Origin of the sequence: Nocardia sp. NBC_01499 (assembly GCF_045040275.1) — a bacterium.
Lineage (GTDB): Bacteria > Actinomycetota > Actinomycetes > Mycobacteriales > Mycobacteriaceae > Nocardia.
Window position 1 is genome coordinate 300,825 of record NZ_CP109426.1, and the last position, 24,073, is coordinate 324,897.

Below are 24,073 nucleotides of genomic sequence, written 5' to 3' on the forward strand. Positions count from 1 at the left end.
CACACGTTCGACAGATCCCACAGCGCCCGGTCGAGGCGTGGTGCTGCGTCAAGCGCCACACCACGATCGCAGACCGGCCGCACTACGAACCAGGAGGGTGTTACCCCATGTCCACCGCTTACGTCATCGTCACCATCGCCGCCGCGATCGCCATGCTGATCGCGTCGGGAGTCGATGTGTTCCGCGCACAATGGGTGCGCGACAACATGAAGAGCTACGGCATCCCGGAGTGGACGCTGTACCCACTGGCCGTCATCAAGGCGGCCGGAGCGTTCGGCTTACTCGCGGGCCTTGCCATTCCGCCGCTCGGCCTGGCCGCCGCCCTCTGCCTGGTTCTCTATTTCATCGGGGCGCTCATCGCCATCATCCGAAGCCACGGCTACCGCGACCTCGGCTACCCGATGCCCTACCTGGTGCTTGCCGCCGCTTCGCTCACCTTGTTCGTCGCGTCCTGAGCTACCCGTTCTGGATGAAGCGGGCCGCCTGCTCACCGATGAAGACCGCAGGCGCGTGGGTGTGGCCGCGAATGAGTAACGGCATGACGGAGGCGTCGGCTACTCGAAGGCCTTGTACGCCACGGACTTCCAAGTGCGGGGTGACGACGCTGGCCACGTCGGTGCCCATGCGGCAGGTGCCGACCGGGTGATACAGGGTGTGCGAGTAGCCGTTCAGGGCGAGCTCGAGGGTCGCTTCCAGTTGGGACGGCGCCTGCGGCGGGTAGATGATCGGGCCGAGCACGGCTTTCATGGCCGGGGCGCGGGCGATGTCGGTGCAGGTACGCAGGCCCGACATCAGGGCGGCGCGGTCGAGGCCCGCGCTGTCGGAGAGATAGCGCGGGTCGATCAGCGGTTTGGCGGCCGGATCGGCGGACGCGAGGGTGATGCGCCCGCGACTGTGCGGACGCAGCAGCACGGTCGCCAGGATGACGCCGTGTTCGGTCGGATCGACAAGAGCCTCGTAGTAGAACGGCGCGGGGGCGAAGATCATCTCGAGGTCGGGCAGGTCGAGATCGGGCCTGCTGCGCACGAATCCGTACGCCTCGCCGACATTGGAGGTGAGCATGCCGCGATGCCGGAGGAGGTAGTCGAGCAGTTGGCGCGGCTTTTCTGCGGCGAACAGCGAGTCGGCGGCCACGCTGTAACCGACGCCGGTGACGAGATGGTCCTGTAGGTTCGCGCCGACCTCGGGCACGTGCCGCAGGGCACGAATACCCTGGCGCGCCAACTCATCTCGGTCACCGATGCCCGAAAGCATCAGCAGCTGCGGACTGTTGATCGCGCCGCCGCACAGCACCACCTCGCGGCGCGCGGTGACCACGTGCGGTCCGCCGCCCTGGTGGTATTCGACGCCGACCGCGCGGGTTCCCTCGAACAGCACCCGGGTGGCGAGTGCCTCGGTGCGGATCGTCAGGTTCGGTCGGTTCAGCGCGGGCCGCAGGTATCCGTCCGCGGTGCTCCAGCGCCTGCCGCCGTGCTGGGTGACCATGGTCTCGCTGAAGCCATCCGGCTCCGGCCGATTCGGCGGCTCGACGTCGAAACCGGCTTCGCGCACCGCGGTCAGATACGCGGCGGTCAGCGCGCGCGGGCTGCGTTGCCGCGAAATGTGCAAAGGGCCGTTGGCACCTTCGTCCGGATATTGTGCGTCCTCGACACTTTCGATCCGCCGGAACTGCTCGACGGCGGCCGCGAATCCCCACTCCTCGCCGGCCAGCAACGCCCACTCGTCATAGTCGGCACGGAAGCCGCGCACCCACATCATCGCGTTCATCGAGGACGAGCCGCCGAACATCTTGCCGCGCGGCCAATAGATCTGCCGGTTCTTCAGCTCCGGCTGCGGCTCGGTCAGATAGTCCCAATCCACTTCGGAGCGAAAGAGTTTCGCGAAACCGGCAGGAATGTGGGCGAACTTGTTCTTGTCCTGCGGCCCAGCCTCGAGCAGCACCACCGAGGTATTCGGATCGGCACTGAGCCGGTTTGCCAGCACCGCGCCCGCGGATCCGGCGCCGACGATCACGTAATCCGCAGAAAGCCCACCTGGTTGCACTGTCCCACTCCGATCTGTGCCGCTTACGGCAAAGATACGAGCAACCGTTGGGCCCGGGTTCGATTTCGGCGCAACCGGAGACAAGTCACAGACTAGGGATATTGATCTTGCTGGCAGGGCCGATAGGGTAGTGGAATGAGTGAGCGCAGTCACAAAACGAACGATCGGTCGTATTAATTGCTAGGCTCGGTTAAGACCATTCGGTTCCCTTTGATCGAGAGGCTGTGATGGATATGTACGACGACGAGCGCGAGCGCAAGATCGCGATGATCGAACAGTTCTACGAGTTCATCTCGGCGACGGAGTACGAGAAGCTGTACGAGCTGTGCACCGACGACGTTCGGATGTCGATTCCGTACCAGCTGCCCGGATTCCCCAATCATGGCGAGGGCAAGGACAATCTTCGCCAATTGAATGGGGCGATGGATAAGTACAGCTCTACCGCCCAAACGGTGAGCAAGGTCGAACCCATGCTGAATCCGGACAGTTTCCTGGTCGAGGTCAAGGGCGACATGGTTGTTCGAGAAACCGGCAGGCCGTACCGCAACGATTACCTCAATATCTTCCGGTTCCGCGACGGCAAGATCGCCGAGTGGGTCAGCTACCACGATCCGGTGCGTCAGCTGGTCGCGTTCGGCTTCACCGAACTTCCCATACCTGCTGAGTCCTGATCGCCCGTCCCGGCATACGCGACACGGAAGCGTGACGGCGAGGTGCCGTAGCGGTCGACGAAGGCCTGACGCAGCGTCTCGGCCGAGCCGAAGCCGCAGCGGGTGGCGACACACGCGACCGGCAGGCGGGTGCTCGCGAGTAGTTGGGCAGCCGCCTCCGTGCGGGCGCGGCGGACGAAACGGCCCGGCGTATCGCCGAGTTCGGTGACGAACAATCGGGTGAGATGTCGTTCGCTGACACCGATTTCGGCCGCCAGGGTGCCGATGGACAGATCCTGGTCGAGGTGGCCGTTGACGTAGGCCACCGCCAGCCGCACGCGGTAGGGCTGGTCTACGGCGACGACCTCGCCAGCTTGCACTCGTCAAGCGTACGTCGAATAACGGGCTGCCCAAGTTTTCGGACATCGCCACGTGCTACTGGGGATCGCTATTCCAGGATGAGCAACGCGGACTTCTCGATGCGGTCGGCGATCTCCGAATACGACGCGTAGCCCATGCCAGCCCGCACGAGCGCGCCCGCGTACAACAACTCCAGCGATTCGACGACATCCAGATCCGGTTTCTCGCCGAGCGCTCGGATGAGGCGCTTGCGGATCTCGGTTCCGATGCGGCCGCGCAGATGCACCACATCGGGGTCGCGGCCGAGCAGCGCGCTGGTCACCGCGCCGGACAGTTCCTGTTCGTCGGCGACCAGCATGGCGATGTTCCGCAATTCGGCGACCACCCGGACCGTCGGGTCGGCGTCCTCGCTGACCGGTGACGGCGCGGAAATCAAACGCCGCCAGAAGATCTCGGCGACCAGGTGTTCCTTCGAGGAGAAATAGGTGTACGCGGTCGCCGCGCCGACGCCCGCCGCCGCGGCGACCATCCGGATCGTCATCCCCGCGAACCCTTCGCGGGCAAGCACTTCCACCGCCGACCTGGTGAGCTTGTCGACGGTGTCGGCCTGCTTTCCGGACAGTCTGCGGCGGGTCGCCTCGAGAATGACGGAATCGGGTTCGGACATGTGTCTGGATACTACTACCGAGGCCGATTCAGTTCTTCGCGGCGGCGATGCCGGCACGGCGACCGTAGAAGCTGCCGTCGCCCAGGGACGCTCCGCTCACGTACCCGCCCGCGCACAGCCCGGAGGTGCAGCGCCCGGCGGCGAACAGACCGGCGATCGGCTCGCCGGAGACGTGCAGCACCCGGGAGTCCAGGTCGGTGCGCAGCCCGCCGAGGGTGAAACCCGCTGTGAACCCGCGCATGTCGAACGCGGCCAGCGAACCTTGCAGTGGCCGAACCCATTCCGGTTTCTTGCCGAGCAGCGGGTCCTTGCCGTCGGCGGCGTGCAGGTTGTAGGAGTCGACGGTGCCCTGCAGTGCCAATGTCGGCAGTCCCATGTCGCTTTCGAGCTCGGCCACCGTTTCGGCGGCCCAGGTCGGCGGCTGCCGGAAGAACGGGGTCGAGGTCTCGGTGGCGAGCCCAGCTTCGTATGAGGCCTCGTCGATGACCAGAAAGGCCTGGTTCTCCTGCTGGATGAGCGTTGCCTGGCCGATGCGGCCCGGGTAGGTGTCCTCGGCGATGAATCGTTGGCCGCGCCCGTTGACGAGGATGCCGCGGGCCATGAGCTGCGGGTCGCCGAAGAACGCCACCTCGGTCGCGTCCATGTGCGCCAGCTCGGCGCCGAGGGCTTGCGCGACCCGGATGCCGATGCCGTCGTGTTCCTCGATCGCGGCCGCCGGCCTGCCGATCAGGCGCGGCGCATACCCTTCGATCATCTGCTGGTGGTAGGCGAAACTGCCGGTGGCCAAGACGATTCCGCGTTCGGCGCGGACCGCGACCTCCTTGCCGTAGCGCTTGGCGATCACCCCGACGACGCGATCGTCGTCATCCACGACCAGTCGGCCGAGGCGCAGGTCGTATTCGACTCGGACACCGAGGGCTTCGGCGGCCTCCGCTAGCGGCTTCATCAGCATGTAGCCGCCGCTCTTGCGGCCGATCTTCTTGTTCGCCATCTGCGGAACATGGCCGCGCGGTGCGGGTTTCGCGATCGCGTTGAACGGCGCGGCGTTCTCACCGCCGGAGTACATGAGCCCCTCGTCGTGCGGCGGCTCCCACCCGGGTTCACCCCAAAAGGCCTCGCGGAACGGCACACCGTTGGCGACGAGCCAGTTGTAGTGCTCGACGCTGCCGCGCGTGTAGTCGGCGATCTTGGCCTTGTCCACGCCGGGGCCGAGTGCGGCAAGGAGGAAGGTCTCCATGTTCTCCGGTGTGTCCTCGAAGCCAAGTGCCTGTTGCAGCGGGGTGCCGCCGCCGAGGTAGATGAAGCCGCCCGCCATCGCGGCCGCGCCGCCCCAGCCGCCGGTGCGTTCCAGGATCAGCACATCGGCGCCCGCGCGGGCCGCCTCGATCGCCGCGCACACCCCGGCGATGCCGTAACCGGCGATGACGACGTCGGCCTGCAGGTCCCATTCGGTGACGCTGCTCGCGCGCAGTGGGCGAAGGGTGTTGGCATCAGACATGTTTCGGGTCCTTCACTCGGTGCGTTCGGCTTGTTGGCGGGCGGCCTTTTTTTGTTGCGCCACAATGGTGCCCACCAGAAGGTCGAGTTTGGTGCCGTTCGGCCAACCGACGTAGTGGCAGAGGAATACCGCGATCTCGTGCAGCTGCTCCTCGGTCAGTTCCTCGTTGCGCAGCGCGGCGCCGATCTGGATGCCCGCGGTATCGATGGCGCCCTGCGCGGTGAGCGCGCCGAGCAGGATCAGCCGCCGGTCCCGGATGGACAGTGCGGGACGCGACCAGATGTCGGCGAAGAGGTGGTCGGCGGTGACCGCGAAGTGGGTGCCGGGGTAGTCCTTGAACTCGGTGCCGTACACCTCGGCCATCTTGGCGAGGCCGCGCTGACGCACGGAATCGGCGGAACCGTTGTCGCTCATTTGGATTGCCTTTCGGATGCGCCGACGCCGAGCCCGGGCCCGAGTCGTTCGAGCGCGAGTTCGGCCAGGGGGAGTGGGATGTCGAGCCGTGCGCCGAGTTCGAGGGCGAGGCTAAGGTCTTTCTCGCCGAGGTCACGCACGTGCCGCAGGATCGGCAGCCAGAAGTCGCCCTCCTCGATCGGCGCGGTGCGGTCGCGCAGCATGATGGCGCCGGGACCGCCGGTGACGGCGTCGGAATGCCGAACAACCTTGGCGAGCACGGTGATATCGAGTCCAGCGGCCTCTGCCAGCCGCTGTGCCTCGCTGGCGGCGGTGAACGCGATGAAGTGGACCAGGTTGCGCGCCAACTTCATTCGCGTTCCGGCACCGACCGGACCGGCGTGCACGACCAGATCGGCGAAACAGCCGAACGGTGCGAGGACCCGCTCGAAGGCCGCCTCGCTGCCGCCGACCATGACCGCGAGGGTGCCCTTCTTCGCACCCGGTGCGCCACCGCTCACCGGTGCGTCAACGAATTCGACACCGTGCGTGGCACATTCGGCGCCCAGTTCCTCGGCGGTCCGGTCACTGATCGTGGAGTGCACCGCCACCACGGTTCCCGGCGCGCCACTGCGCAATAACCCCTCGGGTCCGGTGATCACGTCGCGCACCTGCTCGTCGTTCACCACCGCCACCGAGATGATCGTGGCCTGCTCGGCCAATCGGGCGGGCGAGTCGGCGGCATCGGCACCGGCTTCGGTGTACGGCCGCACCGCCTCTGCGCGTACGTCGCATACGGCCAGTCCGCCCGGCCAGTCGAGCAGGCGCTTGGCCATCGGCGCACCCATGGCACCGAGACCTATGAAGCCGACCTTGGGATCGCTCATGATCGGAAAACCTGTCCGCCATCGACATTGAAGATTTGGCCGGTGACCCAGCTCGCCTCGTCGGAGAGTAGGTAGAGGCATGCGCCGACCAGATCGGCCGGTGTCCCCATCCGTTTGAGCGGTAAACGGTTCACCATGTCCGCCACAATGGCGGCGGGCGTCACCGCCTTGGTCGACTCGGTATCGATGGGGCCAGGCGCGATGGCGTTGATGCGGATGTTGGAGCCGCCGAGTTCGAACGCGAGCTGCTGGGTCAGGCCGTTGATGCCGACCTTGGCCAGGCCGTAGAAGCTGGAGTATGTCCAAGCGGCGGTGGAGGATTGGTTGACGATCGAGCCGCCTGCCTTGCGCATGTGCGGCCAGACGGCGCGGGTCATGTTCAGCGCGCCGTCCATGTTCACGCTCATGAACTTCTTGTAGTAGTCCCATGGCACGGTGAGCAGCAGGTTGAGTTTCATCTCCCCGTAGATCGCGGCGTTGTTGACGAGGTGGTCGATGCCGCCGAACTCGGTGACCGTCAATTCGGCCAGCGCGGCGGCGGATTCGGGATCGGACACGTCGACCTGACCGAACAGCGCGGTACCGCCGTCGGCGGTGATCTTCGCAACGGTCGACTGCCCGCCCTCGGTATTCTTGTCGGCGACAACGACGTTCGCGCCCTCGGCGGCCAGCGCGGCGGCATAGGCGGCACCGATGCCCTGTGCCGCACCGGTGACGATGACGGATCTTCCCGCGAAACGGGCCATGTCGGTGTGCTCCTTATCCAGCGGTCGCGATCAGCTTGGTTTCCAGGTATTCCTCGAACCCGGCGATGCCCATCTCCCGGCCGATACCGGACTGCTTATAGCCGCCGAACGGCGCGTCGGCGGAATACCAGATGCCGCCATTGACGCTCAGCGTCCCGGTCCGCACGCCGTCGGTGACGTGGCGGATCCGTTCGGGGTCGGTGCCCCAGACCGAGCCGGACAGGCCGTAGGGGGAATCGTTGGCGAGCCGGATGGCGTCGTCGTCGCCGTCGTAGGGGATGACCACCAGCACCGGGCCGAAGATCTCCTCACGGGCGACCGTCGCGGTATTGGGGATATCCGCGATGAGGGTCGGTTCGATGAAGAACCCGCGCTCTCGGTTCTTCGGCCGACCGCCGCCGACCACGATCCGGCCGCCCTCGGCGCGCGCGATATCGAGGTAGCGTTCCACCCGAGCGCGCTGCCGGCCGGAGATCAGCGGCCCGCACACCGTCCGCGAGTCCGCCGGATCGCCCGGTTTGATTCCGGCGATGGTCGCGGCGGCCGCCTGCACCGCCTCGTCGTAGGCGGCGCGCGGGACGAGCAGCCGGGTGCTGATCGCACAGCCCTGCCCGGCATGCACGCACACCGAAAACGCCGCCACCGCACAGGCTCCCGCGATATTCGCGTCATCGAGGACGATGAACGCCGACTTCCCGCCCAGTTCCAGGAATGCCTTCTTGAGTGTTGTTGCGGCGCTGCCCATTACCGTGCGCCCGGTCTGCGTCGAGCCGGTGAAGCTGATCAGGTCGACCCGAGGGTCCTCGGTGAGCCGCGCACCGAGCCCGTGGTCGGCGGAGGTCACGATGTTCACCACACCGGCCGGGATATCGGTCTCCTCGGCGAGAATCGCGCCGACGGCCGCCGCGCACCACGGTGTGTCCGGAGCGGGCTTGAGCACCACGGTGTTTCCGGCGGCGAGCGCGGGACCGAGCTTGGCGAAGGTGATCTGGTGCGGGAAGTTCCACGGGGTGATCGCGCCGACCACCCCGACGGGCTCGCGGCGCAGCACCCGGTTGGTCTTGATGCCCATCGGTGTCGCGGGACCGAGATCTGTTTCCCAGCTGTAGGTTTCGGCGAGCGAGGCGGAGTAGGCGAGGTCGGCCACCGGGCCTTCGAGCTGCGGCCCCCTGGTGAACATGGCGGGCGCGCCCGCCTCGGCGATGGTGAGTTCGCGTAGTTCTTCGATGTGCGATCGCAGTGCGGTGCGCAGCTGTTCGAGGCAGTGCGCGCGGAAGGCGTGGTCGCGGGCCCAGTCGGTCTCGTCGAACGCGGTGCGGGCGGCGGCGATCGCCGCGTCCATGTCCGCGGCGTTCGCGTTCGCGGCGTGCCCGAGCACCTCCTCGGTCGCCGGATTCACGGTGGCGAAGCGTCCGTCGCCGCCCTCGACCAGCTTGCCGCCGATCAGCAGGCGCGCACCGTCGGCGGGTAGAAGGCTGGTCATGCGGGTTCTCCGATGCTGTCTGGACAGGTGTACGGAATATAGTCTCCTGCCGCGATTTCAGGCAAGAACATGTTCTAACTCTGTCATTCTGAACTACGAGCAAGACGGCCGTCACGGAAATCTCGGCGGTTCCCGGGCGGGTCGGTGGATTTGTGCGCAATGGTGTTGTGAAACCACCGGAAACGTTGTCGGAGGTGCTGGCCGATGGTACCGTCCAGACACATGTCCAGCTATGTGTCGCCCCTCGGTTTCAAGCCCAGCGCCGATCGGGAGAACGTGTTCTCGAATGGTGGGTGGGTGATGTGACGGCCGCGTTGGAACCCTTGACGTTCGATCCCTATGACTACCGGTTCCACGAGGACCCGTATCCGACGTATCACCGGCTGCGCACCGAGGCGCCCCTCTACTACAACGCCGACCTGGACTTCTGGGCACTGTCCAGGCACATCGACGTGACCAACGGATTCCGGGACAGCACAAGGCTGTCGAGCGCCAACGGAGTTTCCCTCGATCCGGCTGCCTGGGGTCCGCACGCGCACCGGGTGATGTCGTTCCTTGCCATGGATGATCCGCGGCATCTGCGCATGCGCAGGCTGGTCTACAAGGGGTTCACGCCGAAGCGGGTGGCCGAAATGCAGGGCCGGATCAAGGAATTGACGCTGTCTTACCTCGAACCCGCCATCGCCGCTAGGTCTTTCGACTGGATCGATGAGGTCGCGGGCAAGCTGCCGATGGACGTCATCTCCGAGCTGATGGGTGTGCCCGCGCGCGATCGTGTCGAAATCCGCAGGCTCGCTGACCTTGTCGTGCACCGCGACGACGGGGTACTCGACATTCCGCAGGCGGCCGTCGAGGCGTCGATCAAGCTGCTTACCTACTACACCGAGATGCTGGCCGAGCGCAGGCGCACCCCGACCGCCGACCTGACCTCGGCGCTGCTGGATGCCGAAATCGACGGCGACACACTGTCGGACGAGGAGATCATCGGTTTCCTGTTCCTGATGGTGGTCGCGGGCAACGAGACAACGACGAAGCTGCTCGGCAACGCGCTGTACTGGGGCGCACGGAATCCGGGGGAGTACGCCAAGGTCGCGGTGGAACCCGCGCACGTGCCGGATTGGGTCGAGGAGACCCTGCGCTACGACACCTCCAGTCAGGTGATCGCGCGCTCCGCGACCGTGGACCTTGACTACTACGGCGACACCGTTCCGGCTGGTGCCAAGGTGCTGCTGCTGATCGGCTCGGCCAACCGCGACCCGGCGGTGTTCGACGACGGTGACAGCTATCGCATCGACCGTGCCGACAAGGCCGGGCTGGCGAGTTTCGGTGCGGGCGTGCACTACTGCCTCGGCGCCCACCTGGCTCGGCTCGAGGCGGCAGTCGCGTTGCGTGAGTTCGCTTGCCGGGTGCGGTCTTACGGCGTCGTCGAGACGGGCATCGTGCGGGTGCACTCGTCGAATGTGCGTGGTTTCGCGAAGCTCCCCATCGTGGTGGAGGTCAAATAGTGCCTCGTTTCGAACCGCATCCGGCCCGTCGCCCGGTTCTCGTCGCGGGAGCGTCGTCGGGCATCGGCGCCGCCACGGCCGTCGCGCTGGCCGAACTCGGGCATCCGGTCGCGCTCGGCGCGCGCCGGGTCGACCAGTGCGTCGAAGTGGCGGACAAGATTCGCGCCGACGGCGGCGAAGCCTTCGCCCACCGGCTGGACGTTACCGACGCCGCATCGATCGATGAATTCGTGAGTGCCTCGGAGAACGCGTTGGGGCCCATCGAGATTCTCGTCTCCAGTGCCGGGGACATCGAGTTCTCGCCGGTGGGCGAGATGGACCCGGAGCGGTTCCTCCAGCAGGTTCAGGTGCATCTGATCGGTGCCCATCGGCTGGTGCACCGGGTGCTGCCCGGCATGGTCGACCGACGGCGTGGTGACGTCGTATTGATCAGCTCGGACTGCGCGCCCGAGCCTCGGCCGCGCACCGGCGCCTACAGCGCGGCCAAGGCAGGTCTCGAGGCAATGTCCCAGCAGATGCGAATGGAGCTGGAGGGCACCGGAATCCGCGCCTCCCTGGTGCGGCCGGGTCCGACGCTCACCGGCATGGGCATGAACTCGACCCCGGAAATCATCGGCCCGCTGCTCGGGGCGTGGCAGGACTGGGGTTTCGCCCGGCATCCGAACATGCTGCGCCCGCGCGATCTGGCCGCTGCAGTGGTTGCCGTCGTGTCGACACCGCGTGGTGCGCACCTCGTGCTCGTCGAGGTCCAGCCGGAGGCGCCGCTGCGGGACACGTCGAAAGAACAAGGCGGGAGCCAACAGTGAGAGTCATCGCCGATCTGGACCTGTGTCAGGGCCATGCCGTGTGCCAGGACGAGGCGCCGGACGCGTTCCGGGTGCCCAAGCGGGGCAAGGTCGAAATCCTCGTCGACGCACCGGATCGGGCGGCCCGTGCCGATATCGAACGCGCCGTCCACTACTGCCCGACGCAGGCGCTGTCGATCGTTGCGACGGAAGGCGGCCGATGATGGCGGGTTTCGCGCGTGAGGAGCTGGACGAGATGGTCCGGCGCTGGCTGATCGAGAACCGGCGCTGCGAGGAGAACGGCGACTGGCAGCCCCTGGCCGAGATGTACACCGAGGACGCGACCTACGGCTGGAACTACGGCCCGACGCAGGAATTCATGGCCGTTGGCCGCGACGAGATCCGTGACCTCGCCCTCGGCCAGGAGATGCAGGGACTCGACGGGTGGACCTACCCGTATCAGGAGTTCGTCGTCGATGACCGCAGCGGCAGCGTCATCGGTTTCTGGAAGCAGGTGTCGGAGGTGAAACGGCCAGACGGGCAGCACTATTCGCCAGCGGGCATCGGCGGCAGCTGGTTCCGCTACGGCGGCGACTACCAATGGTCCTGGCAGCGTGACTTTTTCGACTTCGGCAATGTCTCGCACATGTTCATGGCGATGATCACCGGCAACGTGCTGCCCGCTGGCATGCGAAAGCGCATCGAACGCTCGGTCGCCGGGCCGCTACCCGGGTGGTACCCAGTCGGCAAATCCCCGGCCTCGCTGTGGTGAATGCCATGTCGCGGAGCAACTTCGAACAGCTGTCGCGGGCACAGCTCGCCGCACTGCTACCCGAGCTGCTGCTGTGCGGTCATCTGATCGACCGATCCGGCATGGCACACACCATCGCGGCCTTGGGCCGGACCGGGATGACCGCCGTCGCCATCGAGGAGTGGCAGCTGGCCAGCCCGGTGTACACCCGGCGCATGCAACGTGCGTTCGGCTTCACCGGCGATGATGTGGTCACCATCTTCAAGGGGTTGCAGCTCGACATCGGCGCCCCACCGCAATTCATGGATTTCCGGTTCCGTGTCGACGATCGCGAGCACGGCGAGTTCTGGCTCGACCACTGCGGTGCGCTACTTGACGTGGAGCCGATGGGAGACGATTTCGTGGTCGCGATGTGCCACGACATCGAGGATCCGACCTTCGACGCCACCGCGCTGGCGACCAACCCGCACGCGCGGGTTCGTCCGATCCATCGGCCGCCGCGCCGGCCCGCCGATCGGAAACCGATGTGCGCGTGGACCGTTACCATCGACGCCGCGCACGTCCCGCCGCCGGTGCCGCCGAACGCGGACCAGATAGCAGGTTCCGCTGCCGCGAGCCTTGCGCTGGCCGATATCGACTCCGGGGACGAGGGCCGGTCCGACTACGCGGGCCCGCTGCTGAGTGATCTTCGCTTCGCGGACTTCTCGAAATCGGCGCTGGTGCGCATGGCGGATGAGGTGTGCCTGCAGCACCACTTGCTGACCCTCGGCTTCCTGATCGCGCTACGTTCCCGGCTCGAGCCGACCGCGGCGATCGAGCTGTGCCGCAAGCAGTTCACCGGCATCGCCGGGCTCACCGCCGAACGACTGCGCAAGGCACTGAACCTCGGCGACGATCCGGCCGCGCTCGCCACGGTGCTGCGTCTGCATCCGGCGTGGAACCCCTTGTCCTACACGGGCGTCCGCGTCTCGGAAGTCGAAGACGGCGTCCAACTGACGATTCCACGTGACAGCGGAGCCGAATCGGACGGTGCCTGGCCCGCGCTGATCGGTGCCGATCACCTCGCGCCGATCGCAGCGATGGCTCGCGCGGTAAACCCCCGGTTCGCCGCGCGCACAGTCGATTCCACCGATCGTGCACTGACCATCGAGATGACTCGCGCGGACCGGACCTTCCGTGAGTCCACCGAGGTCGCGCTGACTCGATTCAGCACCGGCGCCGTCTTCGCCTTCACCGACCGTGGCATCCCGCTGCCGCTGACGGTGGTGTGACCAGTTTCGAGAGAGTGAATTGCCGTGGCACGTAACTTCGCCGACTTGTTCGAGCACTCCGTCGACGCGATGCCCGATCGCGTGGCACTGCTCGCGGGCGACCGCCGCCTGACCTTCGCCGAGGTCGACGCGCGAGCGAATCGGCTTGCCGCGCACCTGGCGGGCGCGGGATTCCGTGCGGGCACCCATGTCGGGTTCCAGATGCACAACGGCATCGAGACGATGGAAACGCTGCTCGCCTGCTTCAAGATTCGCGCCGTCCCCATCAATATCAACTACCGCTACGGCGTCGAAGAACTGCGCTATGTCTACGACAACGCGGACCTGCAAGCGCTGGTCTACCATGCCACTTACGCACCGGCGGTGCACGAGGCCGCCGCGCAGGTCCGGTCGCTGCGCCACCGGATCGTGGTGCATGACGACAGCGCCGACCCGGCCGCACCGGTCGACTCCGTGCACTACGAGGACGCGCTCGCCGCGGGTTCCGCCGCACGGGCCTTCCCGCCGCGCAGCGCCGACGACCTGTTCATGATGTACACCGGCGGCACAACGGGCCTGCCCAAGGGCGTGCTGTGGCGCCAGGAAGACATGTGGCGGGTGCTCGGCGGCGGCATCAACTTCTACACCGGCGTACCCGTGGCCGACGAGTACGAGCAGTCCCGGGTCGGTGCGCAGGGGGAGCAGCACACCTGGTTCGTGCTGCCGCCGCTGATCCACGCGGCCGCCATGATGCCGACCTTCGCCGCGCTGTGGTCCGGCAACGCCGTGCTCTTCGAACCTCGATTCGACGCGGATCGGGTGTGGCAGGCGGTCGTTCGGCACCGCCCGCAGGTCATGGTCATCACCGGTGACGCGATGGCGCGGCCGCTGATCGACTCCTACCGCGCCGCACCTGTCGACGCGTCGGGGCTGATCGCCGTCGGCTCCGGTGCCGCACTGCTGTCGCAGCCGGTGAAGAACGCACTGCTGGAACTGTTTCCGTCGCTCGTCGTCACCGACTCGATCGGCTCGTCGGAAACCGGTTTCGGCGGAATGGGTTTCGCGCAGAAGGACGACAATCCCGGTCGCGGGCCGCGAGTTCAGACGGGGCGCGGGTCGATCGTGGTCGGCGACGACGGGCGTCCGGTCCAACCGGGCGAGGAAGGCTGGCTCGCGAAAACCGGCGCGGTTCCGCTCGGCTACTACAAGGACCCGGTCAAGACCGACAAACTGTTCAAAACCGTTGACGGCGTACGCATCGTGGTCACCGACGATCGCGCGCGGATCGAGGAGGACGGGTCGGTCACGCTGCTCGGTCGCGGCAATATGGTCATCAATACCGGCGGCGAGAAGGTGTTCGTCGAAGAGGTCGAGGGCGTGGTGAAGGCCCACGACGGGATCTATGACGCCGTGGTGGTCGGCGTCGCGCACGAGCGGTGGGGCTGGCAGGTCGCGGCCGTCGTGTCGGTCGCTCAGCCGGTCGATTTCGCTGAACTGGACAGGCACGTCCGCAAGCACCTCGCCGGTTACAAGGTCCCCAAACAGATCTGGCTTGCCGATGCCATCGCACGAGCACCCAGCGGCAAACCCGACTACCGGTGGGCCAAGGACTACACAGCGAAACACGCGCCGGACTATCAGGCGGACTGATCGATGAGACTGCGCGAACGGCCACGCCGCGCAATAAGAACGTGTTCTAATTTGATGATAGCGCCCGGCCCGATACCTGCGGCGATTCCACCCGTCATGGAGTCCTGATGAGTACAGAGACCACGAAGAGTCCGGTCCTGCCCGCGCGGATCACCGGATCATTGATCGACCGCTTGACCGGCATGGTCGTCGCAGACGGCACCGCCACGCCGTATTCGATGACCGAGGTCTACACCGGCGCTCCGGTCGGTGAGCTCCCGCAGTCCACGCCGGAGGACGTCGTCGCCGCGGCCGCGATCGCCCGTGCGGCACAACAGGAATGGGCCGCGCTGCCGGTGCGCCGCAGGCTGCCCGTGTTCGAGCGGATGCACGAGCTGATCCTCGCCGAGATCGAGACCATCGCCGATCTCATCCAGATCGGCTGCGGCAAGACCCGCCGGATGGCCGTCGAGGAATCGTGCGACGTGCCGATGGTCATCAGCCACTACCTGAAAACCGCACGCCGCGTGCTGCGTTCGAAGCGGCGCGGCGGCCCGATGCCGATCGTGACCACCTCGACCGAGCAACACCGGCCCAAGGGCCTGGTCGCGGTGATCGCGCCGTGGAACTTCCCGTTCGCGATCGCGCTGTCCGACGCGATGCCAGCGCTGATGGCGGGCAACGGGGTAATCCTCAAGCCGGACAACAAGACCGCGCTGTGCGTCCTCTACGGCGTCGAGCTGCTCTACCGTGCCGGACTGCCGCGCGGACTGGTCAAGGTCGTGTGTGGTGAAGGGCCCGATATCGGCCCGAGCCTGATCGACAGCGTCGACTTCGTCATGTTCACCGGCTCGACCGCCAGCGGCCGCGTGGTCGGCGAACAGGCCGGGCGCAACCTGATCGGCTGCAGTCTCGAACTGGGCGGCAAGAATCCGATGCTGGTGCTGGCCGACGCGAACCTCGACGACGCGATCGCGGGGGCGGCGTTCGCGGTATTCGCCAACTCGGGCCAGGCGTGCATGCACATCGAACGGATCTACGTGCACCGCAGCCGATTCGACGAGTTCGTGCGCGGATTGGTCGCCGCCGCTGACGAATTGAACGGCAAGATCGGCGCCGCCTACGACTACGGCCCGGAATTCGGTTCGCTGGTATCGGTGCCGCATCGGGATCGGGTCGCCGCGCATGTCGAGGACGCGCGCGCCAAGGGTGCCACCGTGTTGACCGGCGGCAAGGCGCGGCCCGATATCGGTCCCGCGTGCTACGAGGCGACCGTGCTCACCGGCGTCACTCCGGAGATGACACACGCGACCCTGGAGACCTTCGGTCCGGTGGTCAGCGTCTATCCGTTCGACGACGAGCAGGCGGCCATCCGGCTCGCCAACGACACCGATTACGGCTTGAACGCGAGCGTGTGGAGTCGAGACCTGGCCCGCGCCAACCGCATTGCCGCGCAGCTGCAGGCGGGCAATATCAATATCAACGACGGGTTCGTGGCGACCTACGCCGCCAAGGGCACGCCGTCGGGTGGGGTGAAGCAATCCGGCGTAGGGACGCGGCACGGTGATCAGGGGTTACTGAAGTACACCGACACGGTGAACGTCGGCGTGCTCAAGCGTCAGGTGCTCTCGGCGCGCTCGGGGCAGCCGTACGAGAAGCAGTTGAAGGTCACGCTGATGTCGTTGCGGCTGATGCGCCGAACACGGCTGCGCTGAGCCGGATTCGCCGCGCTGAGCCAGATTCGCTGCGCTGAGGGCGCGGTTCGCAATACCAGCACCACCTAGGAGGTACCCGTGGCGACACCGTCGTTGCCGGTCGGATTCGACTTCACCGATCCGGCGCTGTGGGAGACGCGAAGGCCGATCGAGGAATTCGCGTTACTGCGCCGGACCGCTCCGGTCTGGTGGAACCCGCAACTCGATGATCATTCCGGCGGATTCAGGGACGGCGGCTACTGGGTGGTGAGCACACTCGCTGACGTCAAGGAGATCTCGCGCAACCCGGAACTGTTCTCGTCCGAGCGGAAAGGCTCGATCATCCGGCCCTCCGATGCCACCACGCCGGAGCAGTCGGCGGCGGCGAGCGTGCTGCTGGTGAATATGGACCCGCCGAAGCATTCCAAGTTCCGCAAGATCATCACGAGGGGTTTCACGCCGCGCGCGGTGGAAGGACTGCGTGCCGCATTGACCGAACGAGCGCATGCCATTGTGCACGAGGCGAAAAAGGCAGGCAGCGGCAATTTCGTCGAACAGGTCGCCTGCGAGCTGCCATTGCAGGCGATCGCCGAGCTGATCGGGGTGCCGCAGGCCGACCGGCGCAAGCTGTTCGACTGGTCGAATCAGATGCTCAGCTACGACGATCCGGATTACGGCGATCCCGCGCTCGCCTCCGCCGAAATCCTCGGTTACGCCTGGAATATGGCCGAACAGCGGCGTAGCACTCCGGCGGGGGATATCGTGTCCGAACTCGTGCACGCCGACGTCGACGGTGAGTCGCTCGGCTCCGACGAATTCGGCTTCTTCGTCATCCTGCTCTCGGTGGCGGGCAATGAAACAACACGCAATGCCATCACGCACGGCATGAAGGCATTCGTGGACAATCCGGAGCAGTGGGAGCTCTATAAGCAGCGGCGCCCGCGCACCGCGCCCGACGAGATCGTGCGGTGGGCCACCCCGGTGACCGCGTTCCAGCGCACCGCCACCGCGGACACCGAGATCGGTGGCACGCCGATCCGGCAGGGCGAGCGGGTCGGTCTGTTCTACGGTTCGGCCAACTTCGACGAGGACGCGTTCACCGATCCGTTCACCTTCGATGTGCTGCGCGATCCGAATCCGCATGTCGGTTTCGGCGGCACCGGCGCGCACTACTGTGTCGGTGCGAACCTGGCCCGGCTGGAAATCGACCTGATGTTCAACGCCATCGCCGACGCCATGCCCAAGATCACGCAGGTGGCCGATCCGGTACGGTTGCGTTCGGGGTGGATCAACGGAATCAAGAATTGGCAGGTCCGATACGAATGACTCTTCGAGACGTACCGCTGCAGACGCTCAGCGGGGAATCCGCGACGCTGTCCGAGCTGGTTGGCGACAAGGTGGTGCTGCTGGTCAACGTGGCCTCTAAATGTGGGCTGACGCCGCAGTATTCCGGGCTGGTCGAGTTGCACAAGACCTACGGTCCGCGCGGTTTCAGCGTGGTCGGTGTGCCGAGCAACCAGTTCATGGGACAGGAACCCGGCTCGGCCGAGGAAATCCAGGAGTTCTGCTCGACCACCTACGGTGTCGACTTCCCCCTGTTGGCGAAGACCGACGTCAATGGTGCGAACCAGCACCCGCTGTATGAAACGCTGGTCGAAACCGCCGACGCCGAGGGCGCGGCCGGTGATGTGCAGTGGAACTTCGAGAAGTTCCTGATCGATCGCGACGGCAAGGTGGCGGGGCGGTTCCGGCCGACCGTCACCCCCGACGCGGCGGCGCTCGTCGCGGCGATCGAATCTTTGCTCTGAGTGCACGATTCGAGGCCCGTCCGGTTGGCCGGGCCTCGAATCATGTTCTGGCGCTTCAGCGCTGCCGCTTGCGATAGCGCACCGTGCAGGGTTGCAGCAGCTGCACGACCATCTTGCTGTGGTCGTTGCGGTAGCTGTCCGACGGCTGTGCCATCTCGAACTCCCAATCCCGCAGCAGGACCGAGAAGATCGCCTTCAGCTGCATCAGCGCGAACGCCGCGCCGACGCACCGATGTCGCCCGGCCCCGAACGGAATCCAGGTCCAGCGGTTGACGATGTCCTCCTGGCGCGGGTCAACGTAGCGGCCTGGATCGAACAGTTCCGGATTCGGGAAGTCGATCCGGTTGGAGATGGCGGGGGTGGCGGCCACCAGATCGCCGGGTGCGATGCGATGCCCGCAGACTTCGAAGTCGCCGCGCGCCACCCGCATCAGCACGATGAGCGGTGGATGCAGGCGCAGTGTCTCCTTGACCACTGCCTCCAGGTTCGGGATCTGGCGTAGCGCGCCGAAACTGATGTCGGCGCCGTCGGCGTAGAGCTCGTCGAGTTCCTCGACCACCTGACGCAACTGGTCTGGGTGGCGGAGTAGTTCGATGACGGTCCATGCCGCGGTGCCCGAGGTGGTGTGGTGGCCCGCGAACATCATCGAAATGAACATGCCCGTGATCTCGCTCGCGCTGAAGCGTGGTGTCCCGTGCTCGTCCCTGATGGAGATCAGCACGTCGAGCATGTCGCGATCGTCCTTACCCGCAGGCGGATTCGCGGCCCGGCGGTCCATGATGTGCTGCACCAACTCGACGAGTTCCACCCGTGCGGCGTCGCGGCGTCGGAAGCTCTCGATCGGCGCGTACGGGTCGACGTAGGCCAGTGCGTCGGTTCCGCGCTCCAGATCGTGATACAGCCGCGCGAACCGTTCATCGAGTTCGTCGCGGAACTTGATCCCGATCAAGCAGGCCGACGACGTGTAAATGGTCAGCTCGGCAAAGAAGTCGAGCAGATCGATCTCCCCCGCATCGCCCCACCGCGCTAGCATCCGATCCACCTCACGCCCGATCGTCGCGGCATGCCCCCGCATCTGCTCCGCGCGCAGCGCCTGATTGTGCAGCATCTCCTTGCGCCGCTCCGGCGGTGCGTCGAACACGACACCCTCGCCGAAGATCGGCTTCATGAACGGATACGCGGCGGCCTGATCGAGATCCTCATCGCCGGACCGAAAGAAGAACTCATTGGCCCGCGCCCCCGACAACAGGATCACCTGCCGCCCCGCCAGTTCGAACGCCCCGACATCCCCGCACTCCGCGCGCACCCGACGCATCAACCCGATCGGATCACTCCGAAACTCCTCCAGATGACCGTGCTCCCGCTGCCCACCCGAAACCCGTTGCGGAGTAACCAAAGTCATCAGGAGCACTCCCGAGATCACGGCCCAACCTGCCATGGACACCTGTCTGGACAGTACTACGGTGTGAATGGCCGAACAAGGGCCGGACTGGACTCGTCGTCGCTATCCGGTCCTCGGAACGCCTTCTACGGGTGCGGGATCGACCTATGGGGCAGTTGACCTCAGGAGCGGTGGGTCAGCGGAGGACGGAGACCTAGGTGGTGGCGGAGGGTGGTGCCGGTGTATTCGGTGCGGTAGACGCCTCGCTCTTGGAGTTCGGGGACCAGCCAGTCGACGATTTCGTCCAGGCCGGTGGGGATGAGGTAGGGGGAGATGTTGAAGCCGTCTACGGCGCCTTGGCGGACCCAGCGGGCGAGTTCGTCGGCCACCTGGGCGGGGGTGCCCGCGAAGCCGGAGCGTTCGGTGCTGGCGATGACTGTCTCACGGAGGGAGAGGTTTTCGGCCTCGGCGCGGGCGCGCCATTCGCGGGCGATGGATTGCGGGTCTTGGCCGTGGCGTGGGGCGCCGCGGGTTTCGGAGATGGGGCGGTGTTCGGGGTCCTCTTTCGGGAGGGGGCCGTCGGGGTCGAGGTGGGACAGGTCGCGGCCCCAAACCTGACCGGCCAGCGAAAGCGTGGTCTGGCCGGTGTATTGGCCGTTCTTGACCCAGCGGACCTTCTCCTCGACCTCGGATTCCTTCTCCGCCAGCACGATCTGGGTGCCGGGCAGGATCTTGATGTCGTCCTCCGGTCGGCCCGCCGCGCGCAGGCGGGCGCGGATGTCGTTGGCGAAGGCGAGCGCGTCGTCGAAATGTGTTCCGTGCCTTGAGAAGATGACGTCGGCATTGGCGGCGGCGAAGTCACGGCCGGTGGGGGAGTCACCGGCCTGGAAGATCACCGGATGTCCCTGCGCGCTGCGTGGCAGCGTCGGGGTGATCGACACCTGGAAGTGGTCGGTGGACCTTTCGACCGGACGCACCGCGTCCTCGCTCGCCCACGACGGGCTCTGCTGCGACGTGGCGATAGCCCCGTCGCGCCAGGAATCCCAGATCGCGCGGGCCGTCGCGAGGAACTCACCGGCCCGCTCGTAACGCAGCGCATGGTCCAAATAGCCACCGCGGCGGAAGTTTTCACCGGTCCACGCGTTATCGGTGGTGACGGCGTTCCATCCGGCGCGACCGCCCGAGATCAGGTCGAGACCGCTCAACCGGCGGGCCAGGTCCGCGGGCTCGTTGTAGGTGGTGTTCTGGGTGGCGACCAGGCCGATGTGCCGGGTGATGCCCGCGAGCGCGGCGAGCTGGGCGATCGCGTCCGGCCTGCCCGCGATATCGAGTTCGAGGATCTTGCCGTCCTGCTCACGCAGCCGCAGCCCCTCGCCGAGGAAGAACGCGTCGAACAGCCCGCGTTCGGCGGTCTGCGCGGTCCGGCGGAAGGTCTCGAAGTCGATCTGTGAGCCGCTGGCCGGGTCGGACCAGATGGTGGTGTGGTTGACGCCCTGGAAGAACACACCGAAGTGGACCTGGGCGTCCGGACGTGGATGAACTGTCATGGCCGTTGTCTCCTGTCAGTGCGAGGCGGCGTAGCGATTGGCGGGACGGACCAGGCCGAGGTTCGCGCGCAGTGTCGAACCCGGCACCGGGCGGTGCGCGACACCGGTGCGCAAGAGCGCGGGCAGCACCTGGCGGGCGAGCACCGGAAGGTCCTCGTCGATGACCGCCGGATGCAGGCGGACGCCGTCGAGGTGGGCGCTGAGGTGGGTCAGCAGGTCGACGAGCTCGGCCGCGGACCCGGAAAAGGCAAGCCGGGCAGGGGAATTCGAGGGCGCGGCACCGAGTCGTTCGACGGCCGTCGCGCCGGGCGTGTCGAGGGTGACGTCGATTTCGGCGAAGGCGAGCGGTGCCCCGGCAGAACGTGCCTGCTCGGCGGATTCGATCGCGGCGGCGACCGAGTCGGCCGCGACGAGCCGAACGTCGACGTCACCGTCGGCGCCGAACACGACCGGTTGTCCCTGCGGTGGGCGCGGCACGATCGCCGGGCCCTTCACCGAGAAGGTATCGCCCCGAAAGTCGGTGTAGTGCAGTTTGTTCCGGTCAAGGAAGCGCCCGTTGGGGTAGTCGCGGATCACCGCGTCGTCCTCCCACGAGTCCCAGAGGCGGCGTGCCACCTCGATGGAATCGCTGTGTTCCCTGGCGAGTTCGTCGTCGCCGGTGACCTGGGTGCGGCCCCAGGTTGCGGCGGCGCGCGGGTCATCGATCCGCTCGGCGATCCACCCGGCCCTGCCGCGCGACGCGTAGTCGAGCGTCGCGATCTGCGAGGAGGTATGGAACGGTTCGGCGTAGGTGGTGGCGACCGTGGGAACCAGGCCGATGGTGCTTGTGGTCGCCGCGACGAACGAGGCACGGGTCACCGCGTCGATGCGGCCGGCCACGTGCTGCGGCGCGAGGATGGAGTCGGCGAAGGTCGCGAGCGTGAAGCCCGCGTTCTCGGCCGTGGCGACGCGGGTGCGCAGAGTGTCACCCGTGAGCAGGCGGTCCGGTGCGTGCGCGGCACGCCGCCACGCCTGCGGGTGGAAGCCTTCGCCGTCGAGTTCTATGCCAAGCGCGAAAACGCCCATCCGACACCTTCTTCCGTTACTACAACCACGGTCCGATACCCCCGGCGCCGCACCGACCAGCGCGAGCCCGATCGCGGCGCACCAACGAGACCGGTTCGCCCGACTGACATCTCGACACCTCTCTGCCCGACTGGCGAAGCAGCCCTCTTCAGCATGCTGTCCGGCGCGGACGCGCGCGACGGTTTGCGTCGTGATGATTCGAAGCCCCCTTCACACAGCACAGATCCCGGGCCCACACGGGTCCCGGGATCTGTGTCGTGCTCGCTACCGCGCGGCACGGACGGACAGACCCGCCGCGACCAGCACCGTCACCCCTTCCGCGATCGCCGTACCGCCGAGCGCGTGCGACGCGGATAACGCGGTGCTACCCGCCAGACCGAGGAACAGCGTGCCGAAGCTGGCGATACCGACCACGATGCCGAGCTGCACATTGGTCACCAGGATTCCGCTGGCGTCCGCGGCCAGGCTCATCGGCACCTTGGCCAGCGTCCGGGTCATCAGTGGGCTGAACGCGAGCCCATTGCCGATACCGCAGAGCCCGAGCAGCACCAGCACGAGCGGCCCGACATCGGCACCGTTGCGCAGCAGGGCACCCACGGCGACCATGCTGGCCGCGGAAAGGACGAGCCCGAGCGGAATCATCCTGGCGTGGAACCGATGCGGGATGCGTTCCCAGTTCAGTCCGGCGATCGCGAACGTCACGCCCAACGGAATGAACATCAGACCGGCATGCAGCGCGCTGTAACCGAGCGTGCTCTGCAGATGGATGGCCATCACGAACATCCAGCCGCCGAAGGTCGCCATGACCACGAACAGGGTTGCCGCGGCGAGCAGCAGTCCCGGCGCGGCGAGCACCCGGTGCGAGAACAACGGCTCACCACCGCGCGCCGCGACCGCCCGCTCGATCCCGACGAACGCCGCGAACGCGAGCACGCAGGCGCCCAACGAAATCCAGGACCACAGCGGCCAATTCAGCTCACGGCCGAGGACAAGCGGGAGCACGAGCGCGAGCACCGCGGTGGTGAGGATGGTGAGCCCGGCCAGGTCGAGCTTGCGATCGAAACGCTGGGTCACCGTCGGCAGAATCCGCGGCGCGAGCACCAGCAGCACCAGGCCGATCGGCACGTTGACCAGGAACACCCCGCGCCAGCTGCTGCCCCACAGGTCGGCGCTGACGATGAGCCCGCCGAGTACCTGCCCGGCGACCATGCCGCCGGAGATGATCGCGGAGTACACGCTGAGCGCCTTGGCCCGCGCGTTGCCGGTGAAGTTCCGCTGAATGAGCGTCATGATCTGCGGCACCATCGCCGCCGCGCCGACACCCTGTGCGAAACGGAACACGATGAGCGCTATCTCGTTCCACGCCAGCCCGCAGACCAGCGAGGCGAGCGTGAACAACGCCAGACCGGCGATGAACATCCGCCGCTGGCTGAATCGATCGCCGAGCCGGGCGCCGGTCACCAGCAAAACGGCGTAGGCGATGACGTAGCCGGCGACGATCAGCTGCAAAGCCGCGCCGGAGGTGTGCAAGGAACTGCGAATCGACGGAATCGCGACATTGACGATGGAGGCGTCGAGCACGGCCATGAACTGGCCGGTGAGGATCACTGCGAGAATAGCGAGGGTGCGCCGCGCACCGTGCGCGGCGGGTTGAGCTGCCGGTGGCGCGGTAACCGGCTGTGCGGCTGCCGAATCCGGCGACAAGATCTGCGTCATGCACTGATCTTGCGGGCTTCCCGACACCAGTAACAGGAGCCCAGTAAAACGGGTACCGGCAACACCTGGATAAGACACGCGGTTCGCGAGGAATGTCCGCTCTGGGCATATTATTGCGGTCAGATGTGGTGGAGACCACTTGTTTTGTCGCTGGCGCACAGCCTTTCCCGAAATACTTAGACAAGCTAACCTGTTTTACAGAATGCAGGGCGCAT

Annotated in this window: 23 protein-coding genes; 11 read left to right on the top strand and 12 right to left on the bottom strand. The window is 66.5% G+C overall.

Translation table 11 applies throughout. The features are described 5' to 3' along the window. The first annotated feature begins 107 nt into the window (after positions 1 to 107). Positions 108 to 455: a DoxX family protein gene (locus OG203_RS01315; protein ID WP_405163791.1), complete on the top strand. Its 348-nt coding sequence runs from the start codon at positions 108 to 110 to the stop codon at positions 453 to 455. 1 nt (position 456) lies between these two features. Here OG203_RS01315 and OG203_RS01320 read toward each other — a convergent pair whose 3' ends face one another. Further along, complete coding sequence (locus OG203_RS01320) at positions 457 to 2,043, bottom strand: GMC family oxidoreductase (RefSeq protein ID WP_405163792.1); 1,587 nt, start codon at positions 2,041 to 2,043, stop codon at positions 457 to 459. A 227-nt stretch (positions 2,044 to 2,270) separates the two neighbouring features. Between OG203_RS01320 and OG203_RS01325 the strand changes: the two genes are divergently transcribed. After that, the gene (locus OG203_RS01325; RefSeq protein WP_405163793.1) at positions 2,271 to 2,714 is read left to right on the top strand and encodes a nuclear transport factor 2 family protein; all 444 of its coding nucleotides are present in this window, start codon (positions 2,271 to 2,273) and stop codon (positions 2,712 to 2,714) included. Here OG203_RS01325 and OG203_RS01330 read toward each other — a convergent pair. The 7 genes from OG203_RS01330 to OG203_RS01360 all read right to left on the bottom strand — a co-directional run bounded on the left by OG203_RS01330 (position 2,663) and on the right by OG203_RS01360 (position 8,727). Continuing rightward, positions 2,663 to 3,073, bottom strand: a complete 411-nt coding sequence (locus OG203_RS01330; protein WP_405163794.1) for a helix-turn-helix domain-containing protein — start codon at positions 3,071 to 3,073, stop codon at positions 2,663 to 2,665. The two genes, OG203_RS01325 and OG203_RS01330, sit on opposite strands and share 52 nt — an antisense overlap. 68 nt (positions 3,074 to 3,141) lie before the next feature. Further along, a complete protein-coding gene (locus OG203_RS01335) occupies positions 3,142 to 3,720 on the bottom strand; it encodes a TetR/AcrR family transcriptional regulator (protein ID WP_405163795.1) in 579 nt (192 codons plus the stop codon). Positions 3,721 to 3,748: 28 nt separating this feature from the next. Beyond that, complete coding sequence (locus OG203_RS01340) at positions 3,749 to 5,218, bottom strand: FAD-dependent oxidoreductase (protein ID WP_405163796.1); 1,470 nt, start codon at positions 5,216 to 5,218, stop codon at positions 3,749 to 3,751. A 12-nt stretch (positions 5,219 to 5,230) separates the two neighbouring features. Then, positions 5,231 to 5,632: a carboxymuconolactone decarboxylase family protein gene (locus OG203_RS01345; protein ID WP_405163797.1), complete on the bottom strand. Its 402-nt coding sequence runs from the start codon at positions 5,630 to 5,632 to the stop codon at positions 5,231 to 5,233. Then, positions 5,629 to 6,498: an NAD(P)-dependent oxidoreductase gene (locus OG203_RS01350; RefSeq protein WP_405163798.1), complete on the bottom strand. Its 870-nt coding sequence runs from the start codon at positions 6,496 to 6,498 to the stop codon at positions 5,629 to 5,631. Before OG203_RS01350 ends, OG203_RS01345 begins: the two co-directional genes overlap by 4 nt. Then, positions 6,495 to 7,244 (bottom strand): SDR family oxidoreductase, encoded by a 750-nt coding sequence (locus OG203_RS01355; RefSeq protein ID WP_405163799.1) that lies wholly within the window; start codon positions 7,242 to 7,244, stop codon positions 6,495 to 6,497. The genes OG203_RS01350 and OG203_RS01355 overlap by 4 nt, the downstream gene beginning before the upstream one ends. A 13-nt stretch (positions 7,245 to 7,257) precedes the next feature. Continuing rightward, positions 7,258 to 8,727 (bottom strand): aldehyde dehydrogenase, encoded by a 1,470-nt coding sequence (locus OG203_RS01360; RefSeq protein WP_405163800.1) that lies wholly within the window; start codon positions 8,725 to 8,727, stop codon positions 7,258 to 7,260. Between the two features lie 302 nt (positions 8,728 to 9,029). On the opposite strand from OG203_RS01360, the gene OG203_RS01365 reads away from it, so the two are divergent. From OG203_RS01365 to OG203_RS01405, 9 genes are all read left to right on the top strand, one after another. Then, positions 9,030 to 10,232 (top strand): cytochrome P450, encoded by a 1,203-nt coding sequence (locus OG203_RS01365; protein ID WP_405163801.1) that lies wholly within the window; start codon positions 9,030 to 9,032, stop codon positions 10,230 to 10,232. Beyond that, positions 10,232 to 11,038, top strand: a complete 807-nt coding sequence (locus OG203_RS01370; RefSeq protein WP_405163802.1) for an SDR family oxidoreductase — start codon at positions 10,232 to 10,234, stop codon at positions 11,036 to 11,038. The genes OG203_RS01365 and OG203_RS01370 overlap by 1 nt, the downstream gene beginning before the upstream one ends. Next, positions 11,035 to 11,241 (top strand): ferredoxin, encoded by a 207-nt coding sequence (locus OG203_RS01375; protein ID WP_405163803.1) that lies wholly within the window; start codon positions 11,035 to 11,037, stop codon positions 11,239 to 11,241. Before OG203_RS01370 ends, OG203_RS01375 begins: the two co-directional genes overlap by 4 nt. Continuing rightward, positions 11,241 to 11,789, top strand: a complete 549-nt coding sequence (locus tag OG203_RS01380; RefSeq protein WP_405167746.1) for a nuclear transport factor 2 family protein — start codon at positions 11,241 to 11,243, stop codon at positions 11,787 to 11,789. The genes OG203_RS01375 and OG203_RS01380 overlap by 1 nt, the downstream gene beginning before the upstream one ends. A gap of 5 nt (positions 11,790 to 11,794) precedes the next feature. Further along, positions 11,795 to 13,039, top strand: coding sequence for a hypothetical protein (locus tag OG203_RS01385; RefSeq protein ID WP_405163804.1), 1,245 nt, complete (start codon positions 11,795 to 11,797; stop codon positions 13,037 to 13,039). Between the two features lie 24 nt (positions 13,040 to 13,063). Further along, positions 13,064 to 14,668, top strand: coding sequence for an acyl-CoA synthetase (locus OG203_RS01390; RefSeq protein ID WP_405163805.1), 1,605 nt, complete (start codon positions 13,064 to 13,066; stop codon positions 14,666 to 14,668). A 107-nt stretch (positions 14,669 to 14,775) separates the two neighbouring features. Further along, on the top strand, positions 14,776 to 16,362 hold the full coding sequence (locus OG203_RS01395) for a succinic semialdehyde dehydrogenase (protein ID WP_405163806.1): 1,587 nt from the start codon (positions 14,776 to 14,778) through the stop codon (positions 16,360 to 16,362). A 78-nt stretch (positions 16,363 to 16,440) separates the two neighbouring features. After that, complete coding sequence (locus tag OG203_RS01400; protein ID WP_405163807.1) at positions 16,441 to 17,667, top strand: cytochrome P450; 1,227 nt, start codon at positions 16,441 to 16,443, stop codon at positions 17,665 to 17,667. Then, positions 17,664 to 18,149 carry a glutathione peroxidase gene (locus tag OG203_RS01405; protein ID WP_405163808.1) on the top strand — a complete coding sequence of 162 codons (486 nt, stop codon included), beginning with the start codon at positions 17,664 to 17,666 and terminating at the stop codon, positions 18,147 to 18,149. The genes OG203_RS01400 and OG203_RS01405 overlap by 4 nt, the downstream gene beginning before the upstream one ends. Positions 18,150 to 18,204: 55 nt before the next feature. Here OG203_RS01405 and OG203_RS01410 read toward each other — a convergent pair whose 3' ends face one another. The 4 genes from OG203_RS01410 to OG203_RS01425 form a co-directional block, all read right to left on the bottom strand. Then, positions 18,205 to 19,551, bottom strand: a complete 1,347-nt coding sequence (locus tag OG203_RS01410) for a cytochrome P450 (RefSeq protein ID WP_405163809.1) — start codon at positions 19,549 to 19,551, stop codon at positions 18,205 to 18,207. Between the two features lie 161 nt (positions 19,552 to 19,712). Then, positions 19,713 to 21,077 carry an NtaA/DmoA family FMN-dependent monooxygenase gene (locus OG203_RS01415; RefSeq protein WP_405163810.1) on the bottom strand — a complete coding sequence of 455 codons (1,365 nt, stop codon included), beginning with the start codon at positions 21,075 to 21,077 and terminating at the stop codon, positions 19,713 to 19,715. A gap of 15 nt (positions 21,078 to 21,092) precedes the next feature. Further along, the gene (locus tag OG203_RS01420; protein WP_405163811.1) at positions 21,093 to 22,142 is read right to left on the bottom strand and encodes an LLM class flavin-dependent oxidoreductase; all 1,050 of its coding nucleotides are present in this window, start codon (positions 22,140 to 22,142) and stop codon (positions 21,093 to 21,095) included. Between the two features lie 264 nt (positions 22,143 to 22,406). Beyond that, the gene (locus OG203_RS01425) at positions 22,407 to 23,858 is read right to left on the bottom strand and encodes an MFS transporter (RefSeq protein ID WP_405163812.1); all 1,452 of its coding nucleotides are present in this window, start codon (positions 23,856 to 23,858) and stop codon (positions 22,407 to 22,409) included. Between the last annotated feature and the right edge of the window lie 215 nt (positions 23,859 to 24,073).